The sequence below is a fragment of the Arthrobacter sp. AG258 genome (assembly GCF_004364695.1).
GTDB lineage: Bacteria > Actinomycetota > Actinomycetes > Actinomycetales > Micrococcaceae > Arthrobacter.
Window position 1 is genome coordinate 91765 of the sequence record NZ_SOBI01000005.1, and the last position, 24855, is coordinate 116619.

General features: G+C 67.4%; 21 protein-coding genes. 9 read left to right on the plus strand and 12 right to left on the minus strand.

The genetic code is table 11. The features are described from left to right. Positions 1-95 precede the first annotated feature (95 nt). Positions 96-803 (plus strand): VOC family protein, encoded by a 708-nt coding sequence (locus DFO47_RS11935; protein ID WP_243835467.1) that lies wholly within the window; start codon positions 96-98, stop codon positions 801-803. Positions 804-855: 52 nt separating this feature from the next. Here DFO47_RS11935 and DFO47_RS11940 read toward each other — a convergent pair whose 3' ends face one another. The 12 genes from DFO47_RS11940 to DFO47_RS11995 form a co-directional block, all read right to left on the minus strand. Beyond that, positions 856-1692, minus strand: a complete 837-nt coding sequence (locus DFO47_RS11940) for an IclR family transcriptional regulator (protein ID WP_133831766.1) — start codon at positions 1690-1692, stop codon at positions 856-858. A gap of 61 nt (positions 1693-1753) precedes the next feature. Further along, a complete protein-coding gene (locus tag DFO47_RS11945) occupies positions 1754-3010 on the minus strand; it encodes an aminopeptidase P family protein (RefSeq protein WP_133831767.1) in 1257 nt (418 codons plus the stop codon). A gap of 84 nt (positions 3011-3094) precedes the next feature. Continuing rightward, positions 3095-4465: an MFS transporter gene (locus tag DFO47_RS11950; protein ID WP_026264380.1), complete on the minus strand. Its 1371-nt coding sequence runs from the start codon at positions 4463-4465 to the stop codon at positions 3095-3097. Between the two features lie 270 nt (positions 4466-4735). Next, positions 4736-5056, minus strand: a complete 321-nt coding sequence (gene fdxA / locus DFO47_RS11955) for a ferredoxin (protein WP_133831768.1) — start codon at positions 5054-5056, stop codon at positions 4736-4738. A 4-nt stretch (positions 5057-5060) separates the two neighbouring features. After that, a complete protein-coding gene (locus tag DFO47_RS11960; protein ID WP_133831769.1) occupies positions 5061-6533 on the minus strand; it encodes an aldehyde dehydrogenase family protein in 1473 nt (490 codons plus the stop codon). Positions 6534-6555: 22 nt separating this feature from the next. Beyond that, positions 6556-7356, minus strand: coding sequence for an SDR family oxidoreductase (locus tag DFO47_RS11965; RefSeq protein WP_018760969.1), 801 nt, complete (start codon positions 7354-7356; stop codon positions 6556-6558). After that, positions 7356-8309 carry a dihydrodipicolinate synthase family protein gene (locus DFO47_RS11970; RefSeq protein ID WP_231369841.1) on the minus strand — a complete coding sequence of 318 codons (954 nt, stop codon included), beginning with the start codon at positions 8307-8309 and terminating at the stop codon, positions 7356-7358. Before DFO47_RS11970 ends, DFO47_RS11965 begins: the two co-directional genes overlap by 1 nt. Positions 8310-8322: 13 nt before the next feature. Further along, on the minus strand, positions 8323-9156 hold the full coding sequence (locus DFO47_RS11975; RefSeq protein WP_018760967.1) for an enoyl-CoA hydratase-related protein: 834 nt from the start codon (positions 9154-9156) through the stop codon (positions 8323-8325). Continuing rightward, positions 9153-10412 carry a CaiB/BaiF CoA-transferase family protein gene (locus DFO47_RS11980; protein WP_133831770.1) on the minus strand — a complete coding sequence of 420 codons (1260 nt, stop codon included), beginning with the start codon at positions 10410-10412 and terminating at the stop codon, positions 9153-9155. The genes DFO47_RS11975 and DFO47_RS11980 overlap by 4 nt, the downstream gene beginning before the upstream one ends. After that, positions 10409-11806: an FAD-dependent oxidoreductase gene (locus tag DFO47_RS11985; protein WP_109045685.1), complete on the minus strand. Its 1398-nt coding sequence runs from the start codon at positions 11804-11806 to the stop codon at positions 10409-10411. The genes DFO47_RS11980 and DFO47_RS11985 overlap by 4 nt, the downstream gene beginning before the upstream one ends. 11 nt (positions 11807-11817) lie before the next feature. Beyond that, on the minus strand, positions 11818-13149 hold the full coding sequence (locus tag DFO47_RS11990) for an MFS transporter (RefSeq protein WP_133831771.1): 1332 nt from the start codon (positions 13147-13149) through the stop codon (positions 11818-11820). 165 nt (positions 13150-13314) lie between these two features. Continuing rightward, entirely contained in the window at positions 13315-13920 is a 606-nt protein-coding gene (locus DFO47_RS11995; protein ID WP_018760963.1) for an XRE family transcriptional regulator, read from the minus strand. 160 nt (positions 13921-14080) lie between these two features. Here DFO47_RS11995 and DFO47_RS12000 point away from each other — a divergent pair, with 160 nt between their 5' ends. The 8 genes from DFO47_RS12000 (at position 14081) to DFO47_RS12035 (ending at position 24798) form a co-directional block, all read left to right on the plus strand. Next, entirely contained in the window at positions 14081-14545 is a 465-nt protein-coding gene (locus DFO47_RS12000; RefSeq protein ID WP_018760962.1) for a hypothetical protein, read from the plus strand. Then, entirely contained in the window at positions 14482-16302 is a 1821-nt protein-coding gene (locus DFO47_RS12005) for a DUF5671 domain-containing protein (protein ID WP_243835468.1), read from the plus strand. Before DFO47_RS12000 ends, DFO47_RS12005 begins: the two co-directional genes overlap by 64 nt. 545 nt (positions 16303-16847) lie before the next feature. Then, positions 16848-16946, plus strand: a complete 99-nt coding sequence (locus tag DFO47_RS12010; RefSeq protein ID WP_018760959.1) for a potassium-transporting ATPase subunit F — start codon at positions 16848-16850, stop codon at positions 16944-16946. Positions 16947-16953: 7 nt separating this feature from the next. Further along, positions 16954-18621 carry a potassium-transporting ATPase subunit KdpA gene (kdpA, locus tag DFO47_RS12015; RefSeq protein WP_133831772.1) on the plus strand — a complete coding sequence of 556 codons (1668 nt, stop codon included), beginning with the start codon at positions 16954-16956 and terminating at the stop codon, positions 18619-18621. Beyond that, a complete protein-coding gene (gene kdpB, locus DFO47_RS12020; RefSeq protein WP_133831773.1) occupies positions 18618-20753 on the plus strand; it encodes a potassium-transporting ATPase subunit KdpB in 2136 nt (711 codons plus the stop codon). Before kdpA ends, kdpB begins: the two co-directional genes overlap by 4 nt. 8 nt (positions 20754-20761) lie before the next feature. Beyond that, positions 20762-21373, plus strand: a complete 612-nt coding sequence (gene kdpC, locus DFO47_RS12025; RefSeq protein ID WP_133831774.1) for a K(+)-transporting ATPase subunit C — start codon at positions 20762-20764, stop codon at positions 21371-21373. Between the two features lie 30 nt (positions 21374-21403). Then, positions 21404-24124, plus strand: coding sequence for an ATP-binding protein (locus DFO47_RS12030; RefSeq protein ID WP_133831775.1), 2721 nt, complete (start codon positions 21404-21406; stop codon positions 24122-24124). After that, positions 24121-24798 carry a response regulator gene (locus tag DFO47_RS12035; protein ID WP_109045678.1) on the plus strand — a complete coding sequence of 226 codons (678 nt, stop codon included), beginning with the start codon at positions 24121-24123 and terminating at the stop codon, positions 24796-24798. Before DFO47_RS12030 ends, DFO47_RS12035 begins: the two co-directional genes overlap by 4 nt. Positions 24799-24855 lie beyond the last annotated feature (57 nt).

The window sequence follows — 24855 nt, forward strand, 5'->3', positions numbered from 1 at the left end:
TGGGGGCCGGCGCCACGCGTCCGGCGGCCCAGCCGGATTCGAGGGGGCGCACTATGGCCAAGCGGGATACATCGTCGGTAGGTGCACCCTGCTGGGTGGACACGTGGCAACCGGACCCCCGGGCAGCCAAAGAGTTCTACGGCCAACTTTTCGGCTGGAGCTTCGACGAGGCAATTCCCACGTCCGGCATTGACGGTGACTACTACCGGGCGCGCCTCAACGGACGCCTGGTGGCCGGCGTGGGACAGGCCCCGCCACAGTCGCCTGCGGGCTGGCTGACGCACATCCGGGTGGAGGACGTCGCCGAGGCATCGGCACGAGCTGAACAGGTTGGGGGCCGGCGGCTGATGCTCCTGGACGCCCAAGCCCCCACGGCACTGGTTGCCGACTCCTCCGGCGTGCTGTTCTGCCTGCGGCAGGCAGGCGAAAATGACGGCGTTGAGCTTGCCGACCAGCCGAACTGCTGGGCGATGAGTTCCCTGCATACCCCGGATCTTGGAAAAGCCGGGGATTTCTACAGGTCAATGTTCGCGTGGGAGCTGAAGCCATCGCCTGACGCAGCCTTCTCACTATGGCTTCTGCGAGACCGAATGGTGGCAGTGGCCACCTCAACGGAGGGCGTGGACGTTCCGCCGAACTGGAGTGTGAACTTCGCGGTGGCCAGTGCAGACTCCACTGCCGACCGGGCCGTTGCGTTAGGGGGCGGCATCCTCATGGCACCCTCGAACACCCCGGGATTCCGGAGCGCGGTGATCAGCGACCCGTGGGGTGGCGTCGTCGCAGTCAGCGCGGTCACAGCGTGAACCAGGTATTCATCCTGGCCACCTGAACATCCGGCCACCTGAACATGCCGGATCAGCTTGCCGGACGGCCGCCCAGACGGGTGGTCACCTTGGCGGCGGCAGCAACGCAGGCTTCAGCCAGCCTCTCGAATTGCTCTCTAGATACCCGGAAGCGCGGGGCCGGAATCAGGACGGCCGCTACCACGTCGCCACGATGGTCGCGGACCGGGGCCGCCACGCCCACTTCATCCATGGACGATTCACCGTAGTTGCCCGCCCAGCCCCGCCGCGCCACGTCCTGGAGCCGGGCCTCGTAAGCCGCCAGGCCGGCGTCGTCCATTCCGGGAAAGGTGATGGCTCCGCTCCGCAGCAATTCACGCACCCGCTCGGCCGGCAGCGTGGACAGGAATACCTGGACGGAAGCGCTCATGGCGTCCCGGTACCGGGCGCCCAGCGGCGTGGTGTGCTTGATCTGGTGGTGGCTGGCGATCTGCTCCACGCAAATGGCTTCGTCCCCGTTCCAGAGCATGAGCGCACTGGTTTCGCCGGTCTGCTCCGCCAGTTGCCGCAGCACGGGGTACGCAACGCGCCGTTCCTCCATCTCGGCCAGCAGCGGCCCGGCGACGGCGATCAGCCCCAGGCCCAGCCGGAACCGCTTGGTTTCCGGGTCCCGTTCCACCAGGTTCTCCTGCTCGAAGGTGGCCAGGATCCGGGAGACACTGCTTTTGTGCATGCCCACCCGGTTGGCGATTTCCGTAACCCCTAGCAAGGGTTCGTCCGCGGTAAAGGTGCGCAGGACGGCGATGGCATTGACGACGACGGAAGCGCCCTTGGCGTCCGTCCCGCCGTTGGTGCTGGTGCCTGTGCCGTTGCTGTCGGAAGTCGTTGCAGGAGTCATGGTGGACACCATCTTTCCTCATGGACGGCAGAAGCGGCGCCACGTGCATGGCGCCGCTTCGCTGTGGTGATGGTTAGGCCTGGACGATGTTGTGTTCCGGGCCGAAGGGGAACTTGGTGATGTTCTCCACCGTGTTGTCCTCGCCGATGACCAGGATGTCGTGCTCGCGGTAGCCGCCCGCGCCCGGCTGGCCGTCCGCCACCGTGATCATGGGTTCCATGGAGACCACCATTCCGGGTTCCAGGACGGTGTCGATGTCCTCGCGCAGCTCCAGGCCGGCCTCCCGGCCGTAGTAGTGGCTGAGGACGCCGAAGGAGTGTCCGTAGCCGAAGGTGCGGTTGGCCAGCAGGCCGTGGCTGATGTAGATCTCGTTGAGTTCGGCGGCGATGTCCTTGCAGACGGCGCCGGGCTTGATGAGTTCCAGGCCGCGGCGGTGCACCTCCACGTTGATGTTCCACAGCTCCAGGGACCGCTCGTCCGGCTGGCCCAGGAAGAGCGTGCGCTCCAGGGCCGTGTAGTAGCCGGAGGTCATGGGGAAGCAGTTCAGGGAGAGGATGTCGCCCTGCTGCAGCTTGCGGGTGGTGGCCCAGTTGTGGGCGCCGTCGGTGTTGATGCCGGACTGGAACCACACCCAGGTGTCGCGGACTTCGCGGTCGGGGAAGGTCCGGGCGATCTCGTGGACCATGGCTTCGGTGCCGATCAGGGCCACCTCGTACTCGGTGATGCCTTCGCGGATGGCGTTGCGGATGGCCTCGCCGCCGAGGTCGCCGATGCGGGCACCGTGCTTGATGACCTCGATTTCCTCCGCGGACTTGATCATGCGCTGGCGCATGGCGTCCTGGGAGACATCCAGGAGCGTGGCGCCGGGGAACGCTGCGGCGATCTTTTCGCGGGTCAGGCCCGGGAGGAAGTCGTCCTCGACGCCCAGCCGGGTGGCCTTGACGCCGCGCTGGCGCAGTGCCTCCTGGAGGCCGAAGTAGAAGTTGTCGCGTCGCCAGTCGGTGTAGACGATGTTCTCGCCGTAGGAGGTGCGCCATGGCATGCCGGCATCGATGTTTGCGGTGACGGTGACCGAGTCGTCCGCGGTGACAACCAGGGCGTAGTTGCGGCCGAACGTGGTGTAGAGGAAGTCGGAGTAGTACTTGATGCCGTGGTAGCTGGTGAGGATGACCGCGTCCAGCTCCTTGGCGGCCATGATCTGCCGCAGGCCGCCGAGGCGGCGCTCGAACTCTGCGTCAGAGAACGTGAGCTTGCCCTTGGTGCCGTTGTGCAGGACCTTGAGGCGCTCGAGTTCGGCGATGGATGAGGCGTTGTCGGTGGTGATGGTCACAGGTGTGCCTTTCGATATTGCGGGCAGGTTTTTGGCCGCACATGGGTGGGTAGGAAGGAAGAAAGTTCCGGGTCCCCTGCAGGATCAGAGGTGCTTGAGCGGCTTGCGCGAGGTTTCGGCGGCGAACAGGACTGCGGCGAGGGACACGGCGGACGCGGCCACGAGGTACCAGCCGGGGGCCAGCTTGCTCTGGGTCAGGCCGATCAGCAGGGTGGCCATGAACGGCGCGGTCCCTCCGAAGATCGCGTTGGACAGGTTGAAGCTGACGGCGAAGCCGCTGTACCGGACCTTGGTGGGAAACAGTTCGGCCAGGAAGCTGGGCAGGGTGCCGTCGTTGAGGGTGAGCATGCCGCCCAGCAGGATCTGGACCAGGACGATCACCAGGAAGTTGCCGGTATCCAGCAGCATGAACGCCGGGACGGTGAGGAGCATGAACAGCACCGAGGCGGTGATCAGCATCCGCTTGCGGCCGAACCGGTCCGAGGCCATGCCGGTGAGGAAGATGAAGCCGATGTAGCTGGCCAGGGCGATGGTGGTGGCCAGGAACGATTCGGTGGGGCCGAAGCCCAGTTCCTCGGACAGGTAGGTGGGCATGTAACTGAGGATGACGTAGAAGCCGACGGCGTTGAGCAGCACCGCTCCGCAGGCGATGAGCAGCTGCTTCCGGTAGGTCCGGAACATGTCCAGCGCCGGCGCCTTGGGGGCGGACTCTTCCTGCTCTGCCAGGGCGCGGAAGGCGGGAGTGTCCTCGAGCTTGGTGCGGATGTAGCGCCCGATCAGCCCCATGGGGGCGGCCAGGAGGAACGGCAACCGCCAGCCCCAGTCGTGCAGCTGCCCGGTGCTGAGTACCGAGCTGAGGAGGGCCGCGATCAGCGAGCCCAGGAGCAGGCCCGCGGCCGTGCTGGCGGGCACGACCGCAGCGTACAGGCCGCGGCGGTTGGCCGGCGCGTATTCCACCAGGAAGGCCGACGCCCCGGCGTATTCGCCCGCTGCCGAGAAGCCCTGGACGACCCTCACCAGCAGGAGCAGGACCGGGGCCAGCATGCCGATGGTTCCGTAGCCGGGAATGAGGGCGATGCAGAAGGTGGAGACGGACATGATGACGATCGAGAGGGACAGTGCCTTGCGCCTGCCCAGCTTGTCGCCGATGTGGCCCCAGAAGAAGCCGCCCAGGGGCCGGACGAAGAAGGAAATCGCGAACACCGCGAACGTGGCCAGCAGCGCAGTCTGGCGGTCGGCCTCGGGGAAGAAGACGGACGAAATGACGGCCGCGAGGTAGCCGTAGACGGCGTAGTCGAACCATTCGACGAAGTTGCCGATGAAACTGGCCGTGACCACCCGGCGTCGAACGTCCTTGCTTGCCACGGGGCTGCCGGCACCCTGGCCTGCCACGGCGGGGCCGTTGGCGTCAGCGGCAACGGCTCCTGCTCCGGAGGAGTTGGAATTGGTACTCATGGAACCACCATCAGAAAGTATGAGTTGCATTGCTTGCAACGTGGTTGTTTCAACATAGGTGGTGACGAGCGACACAGTCAAGAGGTTTCTGTACCTGCTTCATGATTAACACCAGCGCAGAACGTCTGGCGGGCAATCACGCCTTCGCTTCACCCGCTCCGGCTGGTGTTGCATATAGAGCAACATAGTTGTAATAAGCGCGAAATGTGGGCATTAACGCAGCAATGGCCGCCAAGCGAAGGCTTGGCGGCCATTGAAAGGGTTGGGTCCCTAGCGTGCCGGGACGGGCTCGGCAGCAACGACGGGATGGTCCCGATGCAAGTTTCCCAGTGCGGAGGCGCCCTGCGGCGAGCCCAGTTCATGGAAGAACTCCACGTTGGCGCGGACGTAGTCTGCCCATTCGTCCGGCACGTCCTCCGCATAGTAGATGGCCTCCACCGGGCAGACCGGATCGCACGCACCGCAGTCCACGCATTCGGACGGATGGATATAGAGTGACCGGTCGCCCTCGTAGATGCAGTCCACGGGGCACTCCTGGATGCACGCTTTGTCCTTCACATCCACGCACGGCTGGGCGATCACGTATGTCATGGGACTACACGCCCGTGTAGACGGTTTTGCCCCAGGTAAAGAACTCCAGGGCGGACCTGCCCTGCTCGCGGAACGTGTTGGTGGAAGAATCCTTGACCCCGCCGAACGGCACGTTCAGGTCCAGCCCGGCGGTGGGTCGGTTGACCTTGATGACCCCTGCCTGGGCCCTGGCGGCGAAGTCGGTGGCCAGGGCCAGGGAGTCCGTGCAGATGCCGGCGGTCAGGCCGTAGCGGGAATCGTTGATCCCTGCGAGGCCGGCCTCATAATCGGGGACCTCAAGGACCGCAACCACCGGGCCGAAGATCTCCTCCGTCACCGCAGGATCGTCGAAGTCAAGGCCAGTGAGCACGGCGGCAGGGAAGAACAGCGCCTCGGAGGAATCGCCGTCGTACTTTCCGTGCAGGAGCGTGGCGCCACGCTCAACGGCGCCGCGCACCGCCGCCTGGTCCTGCTCGAACTGCTGGGCGCTCACCACGGCCCCCATGGCGGATTCCAGGCCGTCTCCTGGGGTGTACTTTGCCGCCTCCGCCACCAAGGCGTCGAGGAATGCCGCACGGATACCGGGGGTGACGTACACCCTCGACGTGGCGGTGCAAGCCTGGCCGGTAAGGCCGAACGCGCCGGCAGCAACCACCTGTGCGGCCTTGGCTGGGTCCGCGTCGTCCAGGACCAGGACGCCGTTCTTGCCGCCCATCTCCAGCTGGACGCGGGCACGCCGGCCGTTCAGGATCTCCTGCAACCCCAGGCCCACGCTGGTTGACCCGGTGAAGGACATCCCGGCGATGCGCGGGTCGCGGGCCAGCGCATCGCCCACCACCCGGCCTTTGCCGTGCACCAGGTTGAACACGCCCGCCGGCAATCCTGCGTCCTGCAGGGCACGGGCCAAGTGGGTGGCAGACAGCGGGGTGAGTTCGGCGGGCTTGATCACCACGGCATTGCCGCTGATCAGGGCTGGCGCCGTCTTCCAGGCCGGAATGGCGATGGGAAAGTTCCAGGGGGTGATCAGGCCAACCACGCCCAGCGGTTCGCGCCGGGTGGTGATGGTGGTGTCCGGCAGTCCGCTGGGCAGCACCTCTCCGGTGGCGGCCCAGCCCAGCGAGCCAAAGAAACGCAGCACGTCCGAGGCACGCTTCACCTCGCCCTTGGCCTCGGCCAGGGTCTTGCCCTCCTCCCGGACCAGGTCCTCGGCGATCGCGGACTGCCGTTCGATCAGCAGGTTGCCTGCAGTGATCAGGATGGCCCCGCGGGAGGGTGCCGGCAGGGCGGCCCAGGCAGGCTGCGCTGCCGCGGCGGCGGTGATGGCGGCGTCAACATCCTCCGCGGTGCCGCTGGGCGAGAGTGCTGCCAGTTCGTCCGGGCGTGCGGGGTTGGTGCGGCGGGTTTCCGCGGTTCCCAGCCATTGCCCGTTGATGAGGTGCTGGGCGGTTTTGCTGCGATCCAGTGCGGTGGTGTTGGGGTCCAGGGCGGTGGAGGTCATGGCATTCCTTTGGAAGTTGGGGCTAGAGGCTGCGGATGAGGCCGCCGTCGCACCGCAGCGCCACACCGGTGATGTACGACGCCGGGGCGCTGCAGAGGAAGGCGGCGGCCGCACCGAATTCGGCGGGCTCGCCGTAACGGCGGGCGGGGATGGTTTTGCGGGATTCCAGCCGGATGTCCTCCAGCGTGGTGCCGCGGCGCTTTGCCGCTGCCTGGTCCAGTTCGGTGACGCGGTCCGTGGCGATCCTGCCGGGCAGGAGCAGGTTCACGGTGACCCCGTCCAGGGCTACCTCGGCGGCGAGCGTTTTGAGGTAGCCGGCTAGGGCTGCGCGGCCGGTATTGGAGACGGCCAGGTTGGGCAGCGGTGCTGCGACACCGCTGGAGCCAATGGCAAGGATCCGCCCCCACCGCCGTTCCCGCATGGCCGGGAGGGTGCGGGAGACCAGGGCATGGTGCGGCTTGACCAGGAGGTCGAACGCCGCGGCGATGTCCTCGCTGCCCAGTGTTGCGGCGGCTCCGGGCCGGGGGCCGGGGCCGTTCAGGACCAGGATGTCGATCGGCCCCAGGCCGGCCTCGGCCTGCGTCACCGCGGCGTCAACGCCCTCGGCACCGGTGAGGTCAGCCTCGACGGCGATGGCCGCAAAGCCCGGCAGGCCGCCGAACGCCTCCTGCAGCTCGTCCACGATCTCCTTGGCACGGACGCCGCGGCGGCCCACGATGGCCACCTTGGCGCCTTCCGCGGCGAGGGCACGGGCCACGGCGAGTCCCAGGCCGCCCGTGGAGGCGGCCACCAGCGCCGTCTTGCCGGCAATTCCCAGCTCCATCAGTTCCTCCCCGCCGGGGCGAGCGCCCGGTTCAGGTCCAGGGCCATGGCGGCCTCGCGGAGATGGACCTCCATGGCATGCCGCAGGTTCTCGGGAAAGCCGGCCGCCGGGGCACGGACGCCCGGGTCCTTGATCCAGCCCCGCTCGCGCAGGCATTCCTTGCGGATGGCCAGGGCCACCTTGGCCTGCTGCTCGAAGTTGATCAGCGGGAGGTAGGGCACCAGTTGCCCGGCGGCCGCCGCATACCCCTGCTCCCGCCAGGCTCGGACGCAGGCAATCAAGGCCTCGGGGTAGGAGAACCCGGTCATGGCACCGGCGGCGCCTGCCAGGAGCTCGTCCAGCAGCCCCTGGCCGCCGAGTCCGCCGAATACCGAAACCCCGGTACCGGCGTGGAGCTCGGCGATGGCCACACTGGTGGGCGGCGCCTCAGCCTTGATGGCGATGACGCAGGGGCTTGCCGCGACCACATCAACCAGGGCGGCGGTGGAGATGGCGACGCCGCTGGCCAGCGGATAATCCTGCAGCACCACCTTGGCTCCGGTGGCGCGGTGGATGGCGTCCAGGTGGGCGCTGACCACCTCGGGCTTTGCCGAGTTGGCCTGCACCATCACAGCGGCCAGCCGCTGCCCGGCTATCTCCTGGGCGGCGCGGATTTCCTCGATGGCCGGCCTGGTGGCCAACGCTGTTACGCCCACCACCAGGGGCAGTTCCGTGCATTCGACGGCGATTTCGAGGACCTGGCGGCGTTCCTCCGGGGTCAGCGCGGCGGCCTCCCCGAAGACGCCCAGGACGGTCAGGCCCGTGGCGCCGATGGTTTCGTAGCGTTCCACGAGGTCCGAGAGGCTGTCCAGGTCCAGGTCCAGCGTGCTGCCCTGGAACGGTGTGGCAACGACGCCCCACACGCCCGGCGTCAATGACTCCCGCATCGGGTTCTCCCTTGGTTTGTTGTTCATCTGGCGGCTTTCCCTATCTGCCGGGCCACGCCGGTTTCCGCTTTTCCTGGAAGGCGCGGACGCCTTCGGCGGAGTCTTCGCTGTCCAGGGCTGCCATCAGGGCCGGCAGCCGCAGGCCGCGGGCTTCCTTGGCGGTGAGGTGCCCGGTCTGCGTGACCATCTGCTTCACGGCCCGGACCGAGGTGGGAGCGCAGGCCAGGACCTGGTCCACCCAGCGCTGCACGGCGGCGTCGAGCTCGTCCGCCGGGACCACCTCGTTGACCAGGCCCATGGCCTGCATTTCTGCCGCGTCAGCCTTCCGGCCGGTGAGCAGCAGGCCCATCGCCTGGGTGTAGGGAACGCGGCGGACCAGCTGGTGGATGCCGCCGTCGAGCGCCAACCGCCCGACTCGCGGCTCCGTCAAGCCGAACTTTGCGCTGTCCGCTGCCACCACGATGTCCGCGCCCAGGACAATTTCCATGCCGCCGCCCAGTGCGTAGCCGTTCACCTTGGCAATCACGGGGATATCCAGCGTGGTCCGCAGGCTCAGGCCGCCGAAACCGTTGGGGTCCAAGCCGGCCCAGTATTCCAGGCCCGTCTTGTCCACGGCGGACGCGGACATGTCCGCACCCACGCAGAACGCCCGGGGGCCGGCGCCGGTGATGACCACTGCGCGGACGTCCGGATCAGCCTCAAGCTGCTCCCAGATGGCGTTGAGCCTGGCCTGGGCCGTGCCGTCCACGGCGTTGAGGACGTGCTGCCGGTCGATCACCACGGTGGCCACCTGGTCCTCGATGGCCAGGGTGACCTGGTCCACCGGAGCGGAGGCCTCCGCCGGTGCCTGGGGCTCCGCTGCAACCGCCGTCACCGGAGCACCCCGAGTTCCTGCAGCCGCTTGATGGTGGCTTCGTCGAAGCCGTTCTCCAGCAGCACTTCCACATTGTGTTCGCCCAGGCGGGGCGCCGCCCGGCGGACGCTCGGCGGGGTGGCGGAGAGCCGGATGGGAGCGTTCAGCATCTTCACCGTCCCCACTCCGGGGTGTTCGGCCTCCACGATCATCCCGTTGGCCTCGGTCTGGGCGTCGGCGAGCGCCTGTTCCAGGGTGTGGACGGGAGCGTTGAGCAGCCCCTGTTCCTCCAGCTTGCCGGTCCAGTACTCGGTGGTGTTGGCGGCGAAGTGTTCGCGGAAGATCGCCTGCAGCGCGGGCTTGTTCTTGAACTGCTGTTCCAGCGTTGCGAATCCAGGGCGTTCGGTGAGGTCCTCGTCCAGGCCCAGGGCATCGGAGATCCGTGCCAGCGGGTCCGGGGTGAAGCCGCCCACCATGCACACGGCGCCGTCGGTGGTTTCAAAGACGCCGCTCAGGGGCATGGCGCCCCAGTTGACCTCGTAACCGCGGTTGAGCTGCATGCACGCCTCCTGCATCTGCAGGTGCAGCATGGAGTCGTACATGGTCACCTCCACTTTTTGCCCGGTTCCGGTGGTTTCCCGGGTCCGCAGCGCCAGCAGGATGCCCTGCATCAAGTGCATGCCGGTGATGTAGTCGCACAGGGTGGTGGGGTAGATGGCCGGTTTCTGGTCCTCCGATTCCCGCCGCCACATCACGCCGGAGTACGCCTGCGCGATCGCGTCCTGGCCGCCCTTGTGCGAATACGGTCCTACGGGGCCGAACCCGGTTCCGGAGGCCCAGATGATGCCGGGGTTGTCCGCCTTGAGCTCCTCGTAGCCGAAGCCCATCCGTTCCATGACCCCGGAGCGGAAGTTGCTGACCACCACGTCCGCGTCCGCCATGATGGCGTGCAGGACATTGCGGCCCTCCTCGGTGCGGGTGTCGATGGAGACGCTCCGCTTGTTCCGGTTGATGGACAGGAAGATCGGGTTGTCCTGGCCGTCCTTGTCCGGGAACGAGTTGCGGGAGATGTCACCGGCGCCGGGGCGTTCCACCTTGATGATGTCGGCGCCGTAGTCGCCCAGCAACTGGGTGCAGGAGGGGCCCATGAACACCTGGGTGAAGTCCACGATCTTGATGCCGTCCAGCGGAAGCGGGGTGGCCGGCCGCGCGCCCCCGGTGAGGGGCGAGGCAGCGGCGGGTGCCGTCGTCGGGCGTTCTGCCGTTGCCATGCTCATGCCGGCACCGCCGCGTCGGCATCGATGGTGGCGTTCGACGACGGGACGTCGCCGGGGTCCGCGCCGTGCCGGCGCATGCCCTGCTGGATGTCCGCTGCCGCGACGTCGCGGACCAGCACGCCGGACTGGACGGCGAGCGCTGCTGCGACGCCGACGGCCTGGCCCATGGCCATGCACGGCGGAATTTCGCGCGACATCTTCTGCGCCTCGGGGGTGGCGGAGTAGTGGCGGCCGGCCACCAGCAGCTGGTCCACTTCCTTGGGCAGCAGCGAGCGGTACGGGTAGTAGTAGTCCCGGCCGCGGGCCACGCTGTCCTGGAAATGCCGGCGGGAGGTGACGTCCTCCTTTGTCATGACGTATTCGCCTTGCAGCAGGCGGGTCTGGCGGACGCCCATCTGGGAGGCGACGTCCAGCATGTAGCACTTTTCGAATCCGGGGAGGTTGGCACGGACGTAGTCCACGGCTTCGGAGATCTTGTCGCGGGCGGCGAATTCGGCGGCGGTCATGTCCGCCGGGTCCACGCCGTCGTAGCCGGTCATGTGCGGGGCGTTGCACCAGACCACGCCTTCGATGGGGGTCTTGAGCCACCACAGTTCCCAGGCGCCGCCGAGGAGGCGCTTGATCTTGCGGTTGATGGCGCGGGCTTCCTTGGGGTTGGCCTGTTCGAAGGCCTCCGCGGCCGCGGTGTCCACGTTGCCCAGCCGGAACACCAGGGTGGTGAGGTAGTTGTCCTTGGCGTAGGCGGCGCCGGCGCGGGAGGCGACGTCGATGTCTCCGGTGGTGTCGATGACCACGTCCGCCGTGAAGGCTTGCGGGCCAAGCTTGGTTTCGCAGACCACGCCCTTGATCACGCCGTTGTCCACGATGGGGCGGGAGAACCAGGAGTGAAGCCGCAGGTCCACACCGGCTTCGCGGACCAGGTCGTTGGAGACGCGCTTCCAGCCGTCAGGGTCGAATGCGGCGGCATAGCAGATGGGCTTGGGGGTGGTGTGGGAGTGGAAGTCGAAGGTGCCGTAGCGGCCCCACTTGTTCCAGAGTTCCTCTGAGGTGCGGCGGTCTTCGGCCGGCGGGACGATGGCCAGGCCCAGTTTCTGGAGCCGCTCCACGTACTCGGAGACGATCCCGGTGACCGTGATGTCCTGGCCGTTGATCATGTCGTCCAGCACCAGCACCATGCCGCCGGAGGCGAGGCCGCCCAGTGAGGAGTAGCGCTCCAGGAGGGTGACCTTGGCCCCGGAGCGGGCCGCGGTGACGGCGGCGGCGACGCCGGCGGGACCACCGCCTACCACCAGGACGTCGGAGCGGGAGATCACCGGGGCGGTGAGGTCCGCGGTAGTGGTGGACAGTTCCAGGGACCCGGTTTTGGGCGCGGCAAAGGTAGGTGGGTTGTTCATGGAGGAAATCCTTACTTTCCGACGAAGATGCCGTTGGAGCGGCGGGCGGCGAGGTAGAAAACGATGCTGAGGACGGAGAGGGCGGCCACGTAGACCGGGAACACCCAGGTGAGGTTCAGGGACTGCAACCACACCAGGAGGTAGGAGGCGGTGCCGCCGAAGACGGCCACACCGATGCCATAGCCCAGGGCCACGCCGGTGCCGCGGATGTTCTTGGGCATCAGGGACGAGCTGACCACGTTGTAGAGGGTCATGTTGAGGACCAGCACGATCGAGCCGCCGAGCAGCACGGCCGCGAAACCGCCGATGCCGGGCTGGACGTACAGGAGCATCAGGAAGACGGAGGGAATGGCCAGGACCCGCGTCACCAGGAACCACCGGGACATGGACCGGCCGTCGGCGAGCTTGCCGATGATCCAGCTGCCCACCACCAGGATGGCGCCCAGGATGGTGGTGAGGGCGAAGACCGCGGTGGGATCTTCCTTGAAACCGCTGCGTGCTGCGCTGGGCAGGCCCACGTTCCAGGCGTAGTTGTAAGCCTGGGCAGCGCCCACTACAAAGATGATGGCCAGGACGGAGAGCCAGTGCTTGCCGACTCCGGACCAGACGGACTTTGCCGTGGTGGCGGCCATTTCCTCGGCCTTCAGGGTTTCAGGCAGGGAACGGCGGAGGTAGAGCACCACGAAGCCGAACACGGCGCCGATGATGAACGGGACACGCCAACCCCACTCCCCCATGGCCGCGCCGCCGATCACCAGGCTGCAGACGAAGCTGACCAGGGACGCGAGCAGGATGCCGATGTTGACGTAGAAGGACATGATGCCGGCCACGTAGCCTTCGCGGCCTTCCGGGGCGAGTTCCACCGCGTGGGAGGTGGAGAGCGGCGCTTCGATGCCGGTGGAGATGCCCTGCAGGATGCGGCAGGCCACCAGGATGATGCCGGACCAGGCGCCGATGGTGGCGTAGCTGGGCGTGATGGCGATGACCAGGGTGGTGCCGGCCATCAGCATGATGGACAGCAGCATCACGCGGCGGCGGCCGATGCGGTCTGCCAGCGTGCCGAGCAGGATGCCGCCCAGCGGCCGGAAGGCGAATCCGACGGCGAACACGGCCAGTGCGTTCAGGGTGGCCGAGAGCGGCTCGTCATTGGGAAAGAAGTTGGGGCCGATGAAGGCGGACAGGAGGCCGAAGACCATCCAGTCGTACCATTCCAGGGCGTTGCCCAGGCCAAGGCCCAGGAGTCCCTTGCGGACTTCGGGCGTGAACTTTTCGCGGTTGCGGGGGGATGAGATGGTGGAACGGGGTGACGGGACTGCGTTGTCCGTAGCTTGGATGTCGAGCATGGAAGTGTCCTTACGCTGGCGCCGGGAACGGCGCAGGAGGGTATGACGCAGCGGCGCCTGTTGGAGGAGGCGCATGCTGCGAAGGTGGCAAGGATTGTCCGGGGCCACGTGGGGGGGGTCCGGGCAGTTAAGGGTGGACGTCGGCGCCGGCGGGGACCGGTATGCCTACCACTTGTGTGGTGCGTTCACCCAGATGGCTACGCATACCTCTTCGTAGCTGTTCTTGTACCAGTGCGGGGTCTCTGCCGGGTAGGTGATGGAGTCGCCCTCTTCCAGGCTGTAGCAGACGCCGTCCAAGTAGACGTCCTTGCGGCCCGAAATGATGTAGCAGAACTCTTCCCCGCTGTGGGTAAAAGGTGTCGCGCTGGTGTCGTGCCCTGGGGGCGTACTGATCCATTGCGCTTCGATGGTGCCGTCGCGGTCCGGGGTGAGCAGTTCATGGACTGCTTCGCCCACGGATTCGCGGGTGACGTTTTTCAGGTTGCGCCGTGCCGACCTGCGCACGACGGGGGATTTTGATTGTTCCTGGCCAATGAAGAACCTTCCCACGGGAATGTCGAGTCCATGGGCCAGCTGGGCAAGGGTCGTGAAGGACGGGTTGGCCATGCCGCGTTCGATCTGGCTGACGATCGCCTGGCTGAGTCCGGTGATGTCCGAGAGCTTGGCGAGGGTCATGCCCTTCTCCTTGCGCATGGCCCGCACCTTGTTTCCAACCGTGGCCAGCAGTTCGCTGGTGGCTGGAGGTGCGGTGGTGCTACTCTCGGTGGTCATCGATTGTCTTTCACTCGGTGAGCTAACTCACACAACTATAGTGAAGATTTCTGCCCAGTCAACGCTTTTTCTTAATTATGTTGAATATTGGCCCTGAACCCCCAAGGGAACGGGCCTAAAGGCACAGGTGAAAGCGGCTGCACGGATCCATACTCGTGCCATGGACGACGCAGCACGAAGACCGGACCGGATCCTCCTCGCGCTGGTGGGTGTGGTGGCCGTGCTGGTGGTGGTTGCACTGGCAGTGGTGTTCACCCGCGGTGAGCCGGCCCCACTTGACCAGGCCAGCCCCGCCGGAGTGGTCCAGCGGTACAGCAGGGCCGTGATCGACGGCGACATACCCACCGCGGAAACCTTCCTCACGCCGGGTGCCCGGAGCAGGTGCTACGGCTCCTATTCCGGCGAACCCCGTCCGGCCCGCATCGTGTTGATTTCGACGACGGAGCGGACCGATTCGGCCACCGTACGGGTTTCGATCGTCCAGTCCCCCCGGGGCGGCCCGTTCGGTCCGTCCGAGTATGAAATGGAGGACGCCTTCTCGCTCCTGAAGGTGAATGGACAATGGATGATCGACCAGGCGCCGTATCCCCTGATGGCCTGCACGGCAGTTCCGGCGAAGCCGTGAGCACCCCGGCAGGAATCGTTGCCCCCGTCCCGGCCGGAGGCCTGGCAACCCTCCGCCGGCTGATCGTGTACGGCCTGCTTTTTGCCTTGGTGGTCATTGCCGCCTCGGGCCTGGGCGGACTCCTCGAGCGGCTCTTCCGGACGGCAACCACTCTGGTTTCCGGTGATGTGGCCGGGCTTGCCCTCTCCCTCGCCTTCACCCTGATCGGCGGGCCGCTGGCCCTGCTGCTGTGGTGGCTCGTGTGGCGGCGCCTCGACGACGAAGCCGAGCGCACCGCTGCGGGCTGGGGCTTCTACCTGACCGGGATGTACGCCGTCTCGCTCATCATCGCCACCACCTCCCTGCTGGACCTCGCCTCCTCCTTCATTGGTGCGAGGGACAGCCAGTGGCCGTCCCCGCTGGCCAACGGACTGGTCTGGACGGCCATCTGGGTGTGGCACCGGTGGATGTGGAAGCACCCCCGCAAGCCCTCGTCCCACCTCGAGGACGTGCGGGCCGTCGTCGGCTCCGTTTTTGGCCTGGTGCTGGGCGCCGGCGCGGCGATTGCGGCGTTGAGCGCGCTGCTGGACATTGCCCTCCGCGGTTTCACGGCAGCAGCGTCCTTTGAACCCTGGTGGTTCGATGTCCTGCGTTCACTGCTGTGGGCGGCCGGCGGAGCACTGGTGTGGTGGTGGCACTGGTTCCACGAGGGCGGCCGGCGTTTCCGGACCGGCCTGGTGGACGTTGCCATCATCGCCGTCGGCATCTTCGTTGCCGGCATCACCGCCCTGGGTGGCCTGGGCGTGGCCGTGTTCGTCGTGCTGCGGCTGGCCTTTGACCGGACCGATCCCCTGGCTGTCCTCCTGGAGCCGCTGGCCCCGGCCATCGCGGCCGCCGTCATCGGAGCCGTGATCTGGCGCTACCACCGCACGGCCTCCGTCCGGCGTTCCACCCCGACCCGGCGTGCCAGCCTCCTGGTGACATCCGCCGTTGCCCTGGCGGCAGCAGCCTCCGGGGTAGGCGTGGTGGTCAACGCACTGCTGGCTGCCGCCGTCTCGCCGCTGGCGGGCGGCGCCACCCGCACCCTGCTCCTTGGCGGCATCAGCTCGCTGGCAGTGGGAGGCCCGGTCTGGTGGCTGGCGTGGAAGCCGCGGCACCAGCCCCGGACGGCGGACCAGATCCCGCCCGGGCGGCGCGTGTACCTGGTGGCGTTCTTCGGAGTCAGTGCCGTCGTTGCGCTGATCACGCTGCTGGTGATCGGCTACCGGCTCTTCGAGTTCCTGCTCAGTGACATCACGGCCGGAAGCGTCCTGGACCGGATCCGCGCTCCCCTGGGCCTCCTGGTGGCGGCCGGGCTCGTGGCGGGATACCACTTTGCATTGTGGCGGCATGACCGGACACTGCTCGCCGCCGCGGCCCCGGCGGGCAAGCGGGTGATCGAGTACATCACCTTGGTCAGCGGCTATCCGCCGGGCACCGTAGACCCCGAGGCCCTGGCCCGCGGCATCGCTGCCGCCGTTGGCGGAGCCAAGGTGACCACCTGGCTGCGGACGGACGACGGCGGTCCCGGCCCCACGCCGTCGTCCGCCCTTCCGCCTTCCCTGGAGGAGCTCACGGCGGATGCGGAGGCAGCGCTGGGCAGCGTGGCGGCACGGCACGTCCTGGTGCTAGCCGGCCCCGCCGGCAGGATGGAAATCATCCCGCTGGCGGGCGCCGATTCGCGGGCGCCGCTGAGTGGGGAACCTCGGCGCAGGGCCGCCGTTCCGGGTTCCCAGTAGCGGAGATCCTCAAGATTTGCGCAGTTTATCCCGGCTGTGGACTAACCCTCTTCCCATGCCATTGGAGGGCTCCTAGGGTGTGCATACAGGCTTGTCGAGGGGGACGCGTGAAAAGCTCAGTTGAAGATCCTCAAGGCACCGCAAACCATGATGCGCAGCAGGCGTCCGTGCCTGAGGTAGACGCAGATACTACCGTCCCCGAATGGTCATCCGACCTCCTCCTCACGCTGCACAGCCAGGTCCGGTTCACCCGCGCCGACTGGCCCTGAGCCCCTGCGCAACCCCGCCTTCCTTCCGGGGCGTCCGCGCGCATTAAATCCGCGTTAAGATTCACGGCCCTGCCGTTAAGGATCCGTTAGGCCCGCCTTACATCGCCACAACGGGCTATTCACTGGAACCAGGCCCCGCTTCCGGGGCAACAGTGAAAGGAACCTGATGGCCGACGTGGCTGTAATTGGAATCTTCGCGGCCTGCATGGGATTCGTCATGTGGATCGGTCACCTGCTGACCGCCGCGGCCCGCCAGGAGAAGGCGGAGGACTGGCAGTGAACGGGGACGCACTCATGTGGCTGATCCTGCTGCTGGCAGGGCTTGGCCTGTTCGGCTACCTGCTCGCCGCCCTGATCAAGCCCGGGAAGTGGTGAACGGCCGGTGGCCTTTAACGCTCCTTCCTTCCTCATCCAGGTGGCGGCCCTGGTGCTGGCCCTTGCCGCAGTCCACAAACCACTGGGCCTCTACCTCGCGCGCGTCTTCGACGGCACCGCTTCGAGCCGCCCGGAACGGCTGTTCTACCGGCTCGCCGGCGTGGACGCCGGAAGCGAACAGGCGTGGCCAACATACCTCCGCAGCGTCCTGGTGTTCTCCGCCGTCTCCATACTGGCGGTGTTCGCCCTCCAACGGGCACAAGGCCTGTTTCCCGGCAGCCCGGCGCTGCCCGGAGTGGACCCGTGGGTGGCCATGAATACCGCCATCTCCTTCGTCACCAACACCAACTGGCAAACCTATGCACCCGAATCCACAATCGGCATTGCAGTCCAGACGCTCTTGCTCGCCGTCCAGAACTTCCTCTCGGCAGCAGTGGGCATCGTGGTGGCCGTCGCCCTCATCCGCGGCATAGCCCGAACCAGGACGGACAGGCTGGGGAACTTCTGGGTGGACCTGGCCAGGACGTCATTCCGGGTCCTGCTGCCACTGGCCACCCTCGCCGCCCTGGTGATGGTTCTCGGCGGTGTGGTGCAGAACTTCGCACCCACGGACGTCACCAACAGCGCCACCGGAGTCTCACAGGTTGTCCCGGGCGGCCCGGTGGCATCCCAGGAAGCCATCAAAGTCCTCGGTACCAACGGCGGCGGCTACTTCAACGCCAACTCGGCCCACCCGTTCGAAAACCCGAACGCGCTGGTCAGCCTCTTCCAGGTGTTCCTGATCCTGCTGATCCCCTCGGCGCTGCCGTATGCCTTCGGCAGGATGGTGGGCGACCAGAAGCAGGGGCACACGATAGCCGGCGTCATGGCCACGCTGTGGCTGGCATCCACCGCGCTGACCGGCTGGGCAGTAGCCACCGCGCAGGGGACCGCGACGGCCGCCGCCGGCGGACTCGGCGAAGGGTTTGAGAGCCGCTTCGGCCCGGCGTCGAGCGCGATCTTCGCCGCCTCCACCACCCTCACCTCCACGGGCGCGGTGAATGTAGCCCACGATTCCTTGCCGCCCTTGGCCGGTGGCGTGGCAATGGTCAACATGATGCTCGGCGAAGTGGCGCCGGGCGGCACAGGGTCAGGGCTCTACGGGTTGCTCATCCTGTCCATCATTTCCGTGTTCATCGGCGGCCTCATGGTGGGCCGCACCCCCGAATACCTGGGCAAGAAGATCGGCCCCACCCAGATGAAGCTCGCGGCCCTGTACATCCTGGTGACACCGCTGCTGGTGCTCACCCTGGCCGGGATCACCGTCCTGCTCCCGGATGCCATGGCCAATGCTCCGGCCACGGGACCGCACCAGTTCAGCGAGGTCCTCTACGCCTTCACCTCCGGTGCCAACAACAACGGTTCAGCATTCGGCGGCATCACCACTTCCGGCCCCTATCTTTCGACGATGCTTGGCGCGGCCATGCTGCTGGGCCGGTTCCTGCCCATCGTCCTGGTTCTTGCCCTGGCAGGTTCCCTGGCCCGGCAGGCCCGGATTCCCGCATCCACCGGCACCGTCCCCACCCACGGCCCGCTGTTCGGCACACTGCTGCTGGGCGTGACGGTCATCCTGACCGCCCTGAGCTACTTCCCCGCACTCGCCCTGGGACCCCTCGCAGAAGGACTCCTGAAATGACCCGGTCCACCATGGACACCGCCCCCGGGGCGGAAACCCAAACCTTTGCCGACGGAAATCCGCTCGGCACCCCCGGCGCACACAAGCACCACACCAAGGCACCCGCCAAACTCACGCCGGCCGTGGTTGCAGCGGCCCTGCCGCTCGCGGTCCGCAAGCTGGCTCCGGGGCAGATGATCCACTCGCCGGTCATGTTCACCGTCCTGGTGGGGGCCGCGCTCTGCACGGGTATCTCCGTGTTCCGGCCGTCCGTCTTCGGTATCACCGTCACCGCATGGCTCTGGCTCACGGTCCTGTTCGGAACCCTCTCCGAAGCCATCGCCGAGGGCCGCGGCAAGGCGCAGGCTGACAGCCTCCGCGCCGGCCGCAAGGGAGTCCAGGCCCGGCTGAGGCTGCCGGACGGAACCACCAAGGAAGTACCGGGCACGGAACTGCGCCTGAACGACGTGGTGGTGTGCGAGGCCGGTGATGTGATCCCCTCCGACGGCGAGATCATCGAAGGCCTGGCCAGCGTGGACGAATCCACCATCACCGGTGAATCCGCGCCGGTGATCAGGGAATCAGGCGGGGACCGTTCCTCGGTCACCGGCGGAACCCGCGTGCTCTCCGACCGGATCGTGGTCAGGATCACGGCCGAACCGGGCCAGACCTTCATCGACAGGATGATCCAGCTCGTCGAGGGCGCTGTCCGGCAGAAGACACCCAATGAGATCGCGCTGCACGTGCTGCTGGTGTCGCTGACCATCGTCTTCCTCGTCGTCACCATGACGCTGGCCCCGTTTGCCGCCCTCGCCGGCGCAGCGCCGTCGCCCATTGTCCTGGTGGCACTGCTGGTGTGCCTGATCCCCACCACCATCGGCGCGCTGGTCCCGGCCATCGGCATCGCGGGCATGGACCGGCTGGTCCAGCACAACGTCCTGGCCACGTCCGGGCGTGCCGTGGAGACAGCGGGTGACATCACATCCTTGCTGCTGGACAAGACAGGAACCATCACGTTCGGCAACCGCCGTGCCGTCCACTTCCACCCGGCAGCGGGCGTGGACCGGGCCGAACTGATTAAAGCCGCGCGGCTCTCCAGCCTGGCGGACGAAACCCCGGAAGGCCGGTCCATTGTGGACCTCGCGGCCGAACACGGCGTGCTGGGCCCGGACCTGGCCGCCCTGGAATCGGGCGCGGAGCCGTTGGCGGTGGTCCCGTTTTCGGCCACGACGCGCATGAGCGGGCTGGACCTTGGCGGCCGGATGATCAGGAAGGGTGCAGCCTCCACCGTTGGCAGTTTCGCCGCCGATCTGGGCGCCCGCATGCCCGGGGAGGTGGAACGCCAGGTGCAGGATATTTCGTCGCAGGGTGGCACTCCCCTGCTGGTTGCCACGGCCGATGCCGCCGGCGCACGGGTCCTGGGGACCATCCACTTGGCGGACGTGGTGAAACCGGGCATGCAGGCCAGGTTCGCGGAGCTGCGCAAAATGGGGATCCGGACCGTGATGGTCACCGGCGACAATCCGGTCACCGCCAAGGCGATCGCCGCCGAGGCCGGGGTGGACGACTACCTGGCCGAGGCCACCCCGGAGGACAAGCTGGCGGTGATCAAGAAGGAACAGGCCGCGGGCCGCCTGGTGGCGATGACCGGGGATGGCACCAACGATGCCCCTGCGCTGGCGGCGGCAGACGTGGGCGTGGCCATGAACTCCGGCACGCCTGCAGCCAAGGAAGCCGCGAATATGGTGGACCTCGATTCGGACCCCACCAAGCTGATCAACATCGTGGGGATCGGAAAGCAACTGCTGATCACCCGCGGCGCGCTCACCACGTTCTCGGTGGCCAACGACGTCGCCAAGTACTTCGCGATCGTCCCGGCGCTGTTCACGGCGACGTTCCCCGGGCTTGGGCTGCTGAATATCATGGGCCTGGCAACGCCGTCCTCAGCCATCCTGTCGGCCGTGATCTTCAACGCGCTGATCATCATCGCCCTGGTACCGCTCGCGTTGCGCGGGGTCAAGTACCGCGCCATCTCGGCCAGCCAGGCCCTGGGCCGGAACCTGTTGGTCTACGGACTCGGCGGCCTTATTGCCCCGTTCATCGGCATCAAAATCATCGACCTCCTCATCTCCCTCATCCCCGGCATCGGCTAGGAATCCCCATGTATGCGCTCACCGGTTATCTCCGACAGTCGGGAACGGCCATCCGTTTCCTGTTCCTCGCCACCGTGGTGCTTGGCCTCGCCTACCCGGCCGCCGTCTTTGGCGTCGGGCAGCTGGTTGCCCCGTACCAGGCGAATGGCTCCATCCTCCGCGACGGTGCCGGCGCGCCCGCGGCATCGGCGCTGATCGCCCAGGTGAAGGACGACGACGGCACGCAGGACCCCGCCTGGTTCCACGCCCGTCCCTCCGCCGTCGGCTGGGACCCGGCGTCGTCGTCGGCCTCCAACCTGGGCCCCAACGACGCCAAGCTGACCGACGCCGTCAACGCCAACCGTGCCGCCGTGGCGGAGGCCGAGGGCGTGCAGCCGTCCGACGTCCCCGCGGACGCCGTCACCGCCAGCGGGTCGGGGCTGGATCCCGGCATCTCCCCCGAGTACGCCCGGCTTCAGGTACCGCGGGTTGCCGCCGCCCACCAGTTGGGCACCGAGGCGGTCCAGGCCCTGGTGGACAAGAACACCAGCAGTGGCCTTGCAGCGTTCCTGGGCCAGCCCACCGTCAACGTCACGGCGCTCAACCTCGACGTGGCGGCGGCCGGATCGCCGCGGTCCTGAGCGGCGTTGCCGGAGTGGAAGAATAACGGCATGGCACGTGGAACGCTGCGGATCTTCCTCGGGGCTGCGCCCGGGGTCGGCAAGACCTACGAGATGCTCGAGGAGGCCCACCGGCTGGCCAACCGGGGCGAGGACGTGGTTATCGCGTTCGCCCTTGACCACGGCCGGGCCGAAACCCGCGCCCTCATGGCAGGCCTGGAAACCATCCCGCCCCGGCGGCTGCCCTACCGCGGCACCGAGTTCGAGGAAATGGACCTGGACGGGGTCCTGCACCGCGCCCCGGCCACTGCGGTGGTGGACGAATATGCCCACTCAAATGTTCCGGGAAGCCGGCACGGTAAACGCTGGGAGGACGTTGACGAGCTCCTCAACGCGGGCATCAACGTCCTCTCCACCGTCAACATCCAGCACCTGGCCTCGCTGGGCGACGTGGTGGGCACCATCACGGAGGTCCGGCAGGCCGAGACGGTGCCCGACGAGGTGGTGCGCCGCGCAGACCAGATCCACCTGGTGGACATCTCCCCCGAACTGCTGCGCCAGCGCCTGGGTGAGGGAAAGATCTACGCCCCTGACAAGGTGGACGCCGCCCTGGCCAACTATTTCCGGCTGGGAAACCTGACCGCGTTGCGGGAACTGGCCCTGTTGTGGCTGGCGGACAGGGTTGATGAAGGCCTGGCCCGGTACCGGGCGGACAACGACATCCAGGCGACCTGGCCGGCGCGGGAGCGGGTGGTGATTGGCCTGACCGGCGGACCGGAGGGCGAGATCCTGATCCGGCGCGGGGCCAGGATCCTTAACCGGGTCAACGGCGGGGATCTGCTGGCGGTCCATGTCCGTGCGGCGGACGGGGTGGTCCATGAGTCCCCGCAGTCCCTGGAAGCCCAGCGCCGCTTAATCCAGGACCTGGGCGGCAGTTACCACATTGTGGCCGGTGAGGATCCGGCCGCGGCCCTGCTCGATTTTGCGCGCAGCGTCAACGCCACACAGATCGTGGTGGGCATTTCACGGCGGGGCAAGTTCGCGGGCACGGTGGGCGGCCTGTTGGGCGGGGGCATCGGCACGCGGGTGGTCCGCGATTCCGGGGACATCGACGTGCACATGGTGTCCCATCCCCTGGGCGGCCGGGGAGCCGGTCCACGGCGCGAACGGGACCTGGGCCGAGTCCGCGTCACGGTGGGCTTCATCCTCGCCGCGGTGCTGCCGGTGGTCCTGCAGCTCCTGCTGGCATTGGACCCGGACCCCGGTGTGTCCACCGCCATCCTGGTGCAGCTGACCGGATCGGTCACGGTGGCCCTGGTGGGCGGTCTGTGGCCGGCGGTGCTCGCCGCCCTGTGGAGCAGCCTGCTGGTCAACTACTTCTCGACGCCTCCCGTGGGCACCCTGACCATCAGCGATCCCCACAATTTCTTCTCCCTGCTGGTCTTCGTCGGGGTTTCCGCCGCCGTCGCCGTGGTGGTGGACCTCTCCGCGCGGCGCTCCAAGGAGGCCTCACGCGCCCGCGCCGAGGCCACCACGCTCTCCGACCTCACCCGCGGCGCCGTCCGGTCCGAGGATGGCGTGAAGGACCTGCTCCAGCAGGCCCTCGACGTCTTCAGCGTCCGCGGGGCAGCTTTGTACGGCAGCGGCCCGGACGGCAATGAGCGGACGACGGCGGGCTGGCGGCTGGTTGCCGGCGCCGGCGAGGTGCCAGGACCGGGCGAGACCGGAATCCCGGATTTTGGCAGCGGGGGTGGTGGCGCCCGAGGTTCCGGCGCAGGGAATTCCGGGGCCGCGGATTTTGGCACCGAAACGACGGAGAACATCGATCCCGCCACACGGCTGGTGTTGTTCGGCCGAGCGCTTCCCGCGGGAGACCGGCGCCTGCTGGCGGCGTTCGGCGTCCACCTTGCCGCCCAACTGGAGCGGCAGCAACTGGCGGACAGCCGCCGTGAAGTGTTGCGCCTGGCCGAGGGCAACACCATGCGCACGTCCATCCTCCGCGCGGTTTCCCACGACCTCCGCACTCCCCTGGCCGGCATCAAGCTTTCGGTGGGCATGCTGTTGCAGAAGGACCGGCACTACGCCCCGGAGCAGGAGCACGAGCTGTTGCAGACCATTGATGAATGTTCGGACCGGCTGGACCTGCTGGTGGGGAACCTGCTGGATATGTCCCGGCTCAGCTCCCCCGGGGCCGAGCCACTCCTGCGGCCCGTGCGCTGGTCCGAGGTCATCCCCAGCGCCCTCCGGTCCGTCCCCGCGGGCAGGGTTCGGGTGGAACTGCCGCCGAATATGCCTGAGATCGAGGCGGACCCCGGGATGCTGGAGCGGGTGATCGCCAATGTGGTGGAGAACGCGGTCAAGTACGCGCCGGGTTCCGATATTGCCGTGGTGGGCGGCGCCGGCGGCCTGAGCAACACAACGCTGAAGGGGCAGCCGGCCGGAGAGATCAGTATCATCGACCACGGCCAAGGCGTTCCGGCAGAGAGAGTGGTGGAGATGTTCCGTCCGTTCCAGCGGCTGGATGACATTCCGCAGACCACCGGCGTGGGCCTGGGCCTGGCCGTGGCCAAGGGATTTACCGAGGCGATGGGCGGCACGCTGACCGCGGAGGAGACCCCGGGTGGAGGACTGACCATGGTGATCAGGCTGCCGCTTTCCACCGGCTTTCCCGACGACGGACCCCACGGACAGGCGCCAGTGGTGCCCCAGTCGTTCCTGGCCCGGCGGATCCACCAGGCCCCGTTCCAGGCATCAACGGCGGATCAGCAGTGACGGGCGTCCTGGTAGTGGATGATGACCCGCACCTGCTGCGGATCCTGAAGCTTGCCCTCGAAACCAGCGGCTATGCGGTCACCACTGCCGTTGACGGGAGGTCAGCGCTGCTGGCCGCCACCCAGAATCCGTTGGCCCTGGTGATCCTGGACCTTGGGCTGCCGGACATCGACGGCGTCACCGTGATCAAGGAACTGCGGGAATGGAGCCGTGTCCCGGTCCTGGTGCTCTCGGCCCGGCATACCTCGGAGGACAAGGTTGAAGCCCTGGATGCCGGCGCCGACGACTACCTGACCAAGCCGTTCGGACCGGACGAACTGCTGGCCCGGCTGCGGGCGCTGCTGCGCCGGTCCGCGGACCTGCAGGCACCGGAACCGGTGGTGGTCACGGAGAACTTCACGGTGGACCTGGCCAAGCACCGGGTGAGCCGGGAGGGAGCGGATGTCCGGCTGACGCCCATCGAGTGGAAGATCCTGGAGATCCTGGTGCGGAATCCGGAAAAGTTGATCACCCACCGGCAGCTCCTGACCGATGTGTGGGGCCCGGCCTATGCCAAGGACTCAAACTACCTGCGCGTCTTTATGGCCCAGCTGCGCCGCAAACTCGAGCCGGACACCGGAAACCCCCGCCACCTGCTGACCGAGGCGGGCATCGGCTACCGGTTCCAGCCCTGAAGCGGCGCTGGGGGGTGCCACCCGGCCTACGTGGTGCCACCCGACCTGCGTGGTGCC

Bases quoted from the DNA above. Each gene is read 5' to 3' on its own strand.
- DFO47_RS11940 (WP_133831766.1), bottom strand. From the start codon at position 1,692: ATGGTGTCCACCATGACTCCTGCAACGACTTCCGACAGCAACGGCACA.
- DFO47_RS11950 (WP_026264380.1), bottom strand. From the start codon at position 4,465: ATGAGTACCAATTCCAACTCCTCCGGAGCAGGAGCCGTTGCCGCTGAC.
- fdxA (WP_133831768.1), bottom strand. From the start codon at position 5,056: ATGACATACGTGATCGCCCAGCCGTGCGTGGATGTGAAGGACAAAGCG.
- DFO47_RS11960 (WP_133831769.1), bottom strand. From the start codon at position 6,533: ATGACCTCCACCGCCCTGGACCCCAACACCACCGCACTGGATCGCAGC.
- DFO47_RS11965 (WP_018760969.1), bottom strand. From the start codon at position 7,356: ATGGAGCTGGGAATTGCCGGCAAGACGGCGCTGGTGGCCGCCTCCACG.
- DFO47_RS11970 (WP_231369841.1), bottom strand. From the start codon at position 8,309: ATGAACAACAAACCAAGGGAGAACCCGATGCGGGAGTCATTGACGCCG.
- DFO47_RS11980 (WP_133831770.1), bottom strand. From the start codon at position 10,412: ATGAGCATGGCAACGGCAGAACGCCCGACGACGGCACCCGCCGCTGCC.
- DFO47_RS11985 (WP_109045685.1), bottom strand. From the start codon at position 11,806: ATGAACAACCCACCTACCTTTGCCGCGCCCAAAACCGGGTCCCTGGAA.
- DFO47_RS11990 (WP_133831771.1), bottom strand. From the start codon at position 13,149: ATGCTCGACATCCAAGCTACGGACAACGCAGTCCCGTCACCCCGTTCC.
- DFO47_RS11995 (WP_018760963.1), bottom strand. From the start codon at position 13,920: ATGACCACCGAGAGTAGCACCACCGCACCTCCAGCCACCAGCGAACTG.
- DFO47_RS12000 (WP_018760962.1), top strand. From the start codon at position 14,081: ATGGACGACGCAGCACGAAGACCGGACCGGATCCTCCTCGCGCTGGTG.
- DFO47_RS12005 (WP_243835468.1), top strand. From the start codon at position 14,482: ATGGATGATCGACCAGGCGCCGTATCCCCTGATGGCCTGCACGGCAGT.
- kdpB (WP_133831773.1), top strand. From the start codon at position 18,618: ATGACCCGGTCCACCATGGACACCGCCCCCGGGGCGGAAACCCAAACC.
- kdpC (WP_133831774.1), top strand. From the start codon at position 20,762: ATGTATGCGCTCACCGGTTATCTCCGACAGTCGGGAACGGCCATCCGT.
- DFO47_RS12030 (WP_133831775.1), top strand. From the start codon at position 21,404: ATGGCACGTGGAACGCTGCGGATCTTCCTCGGGGCTGCGCCCGGGGTC.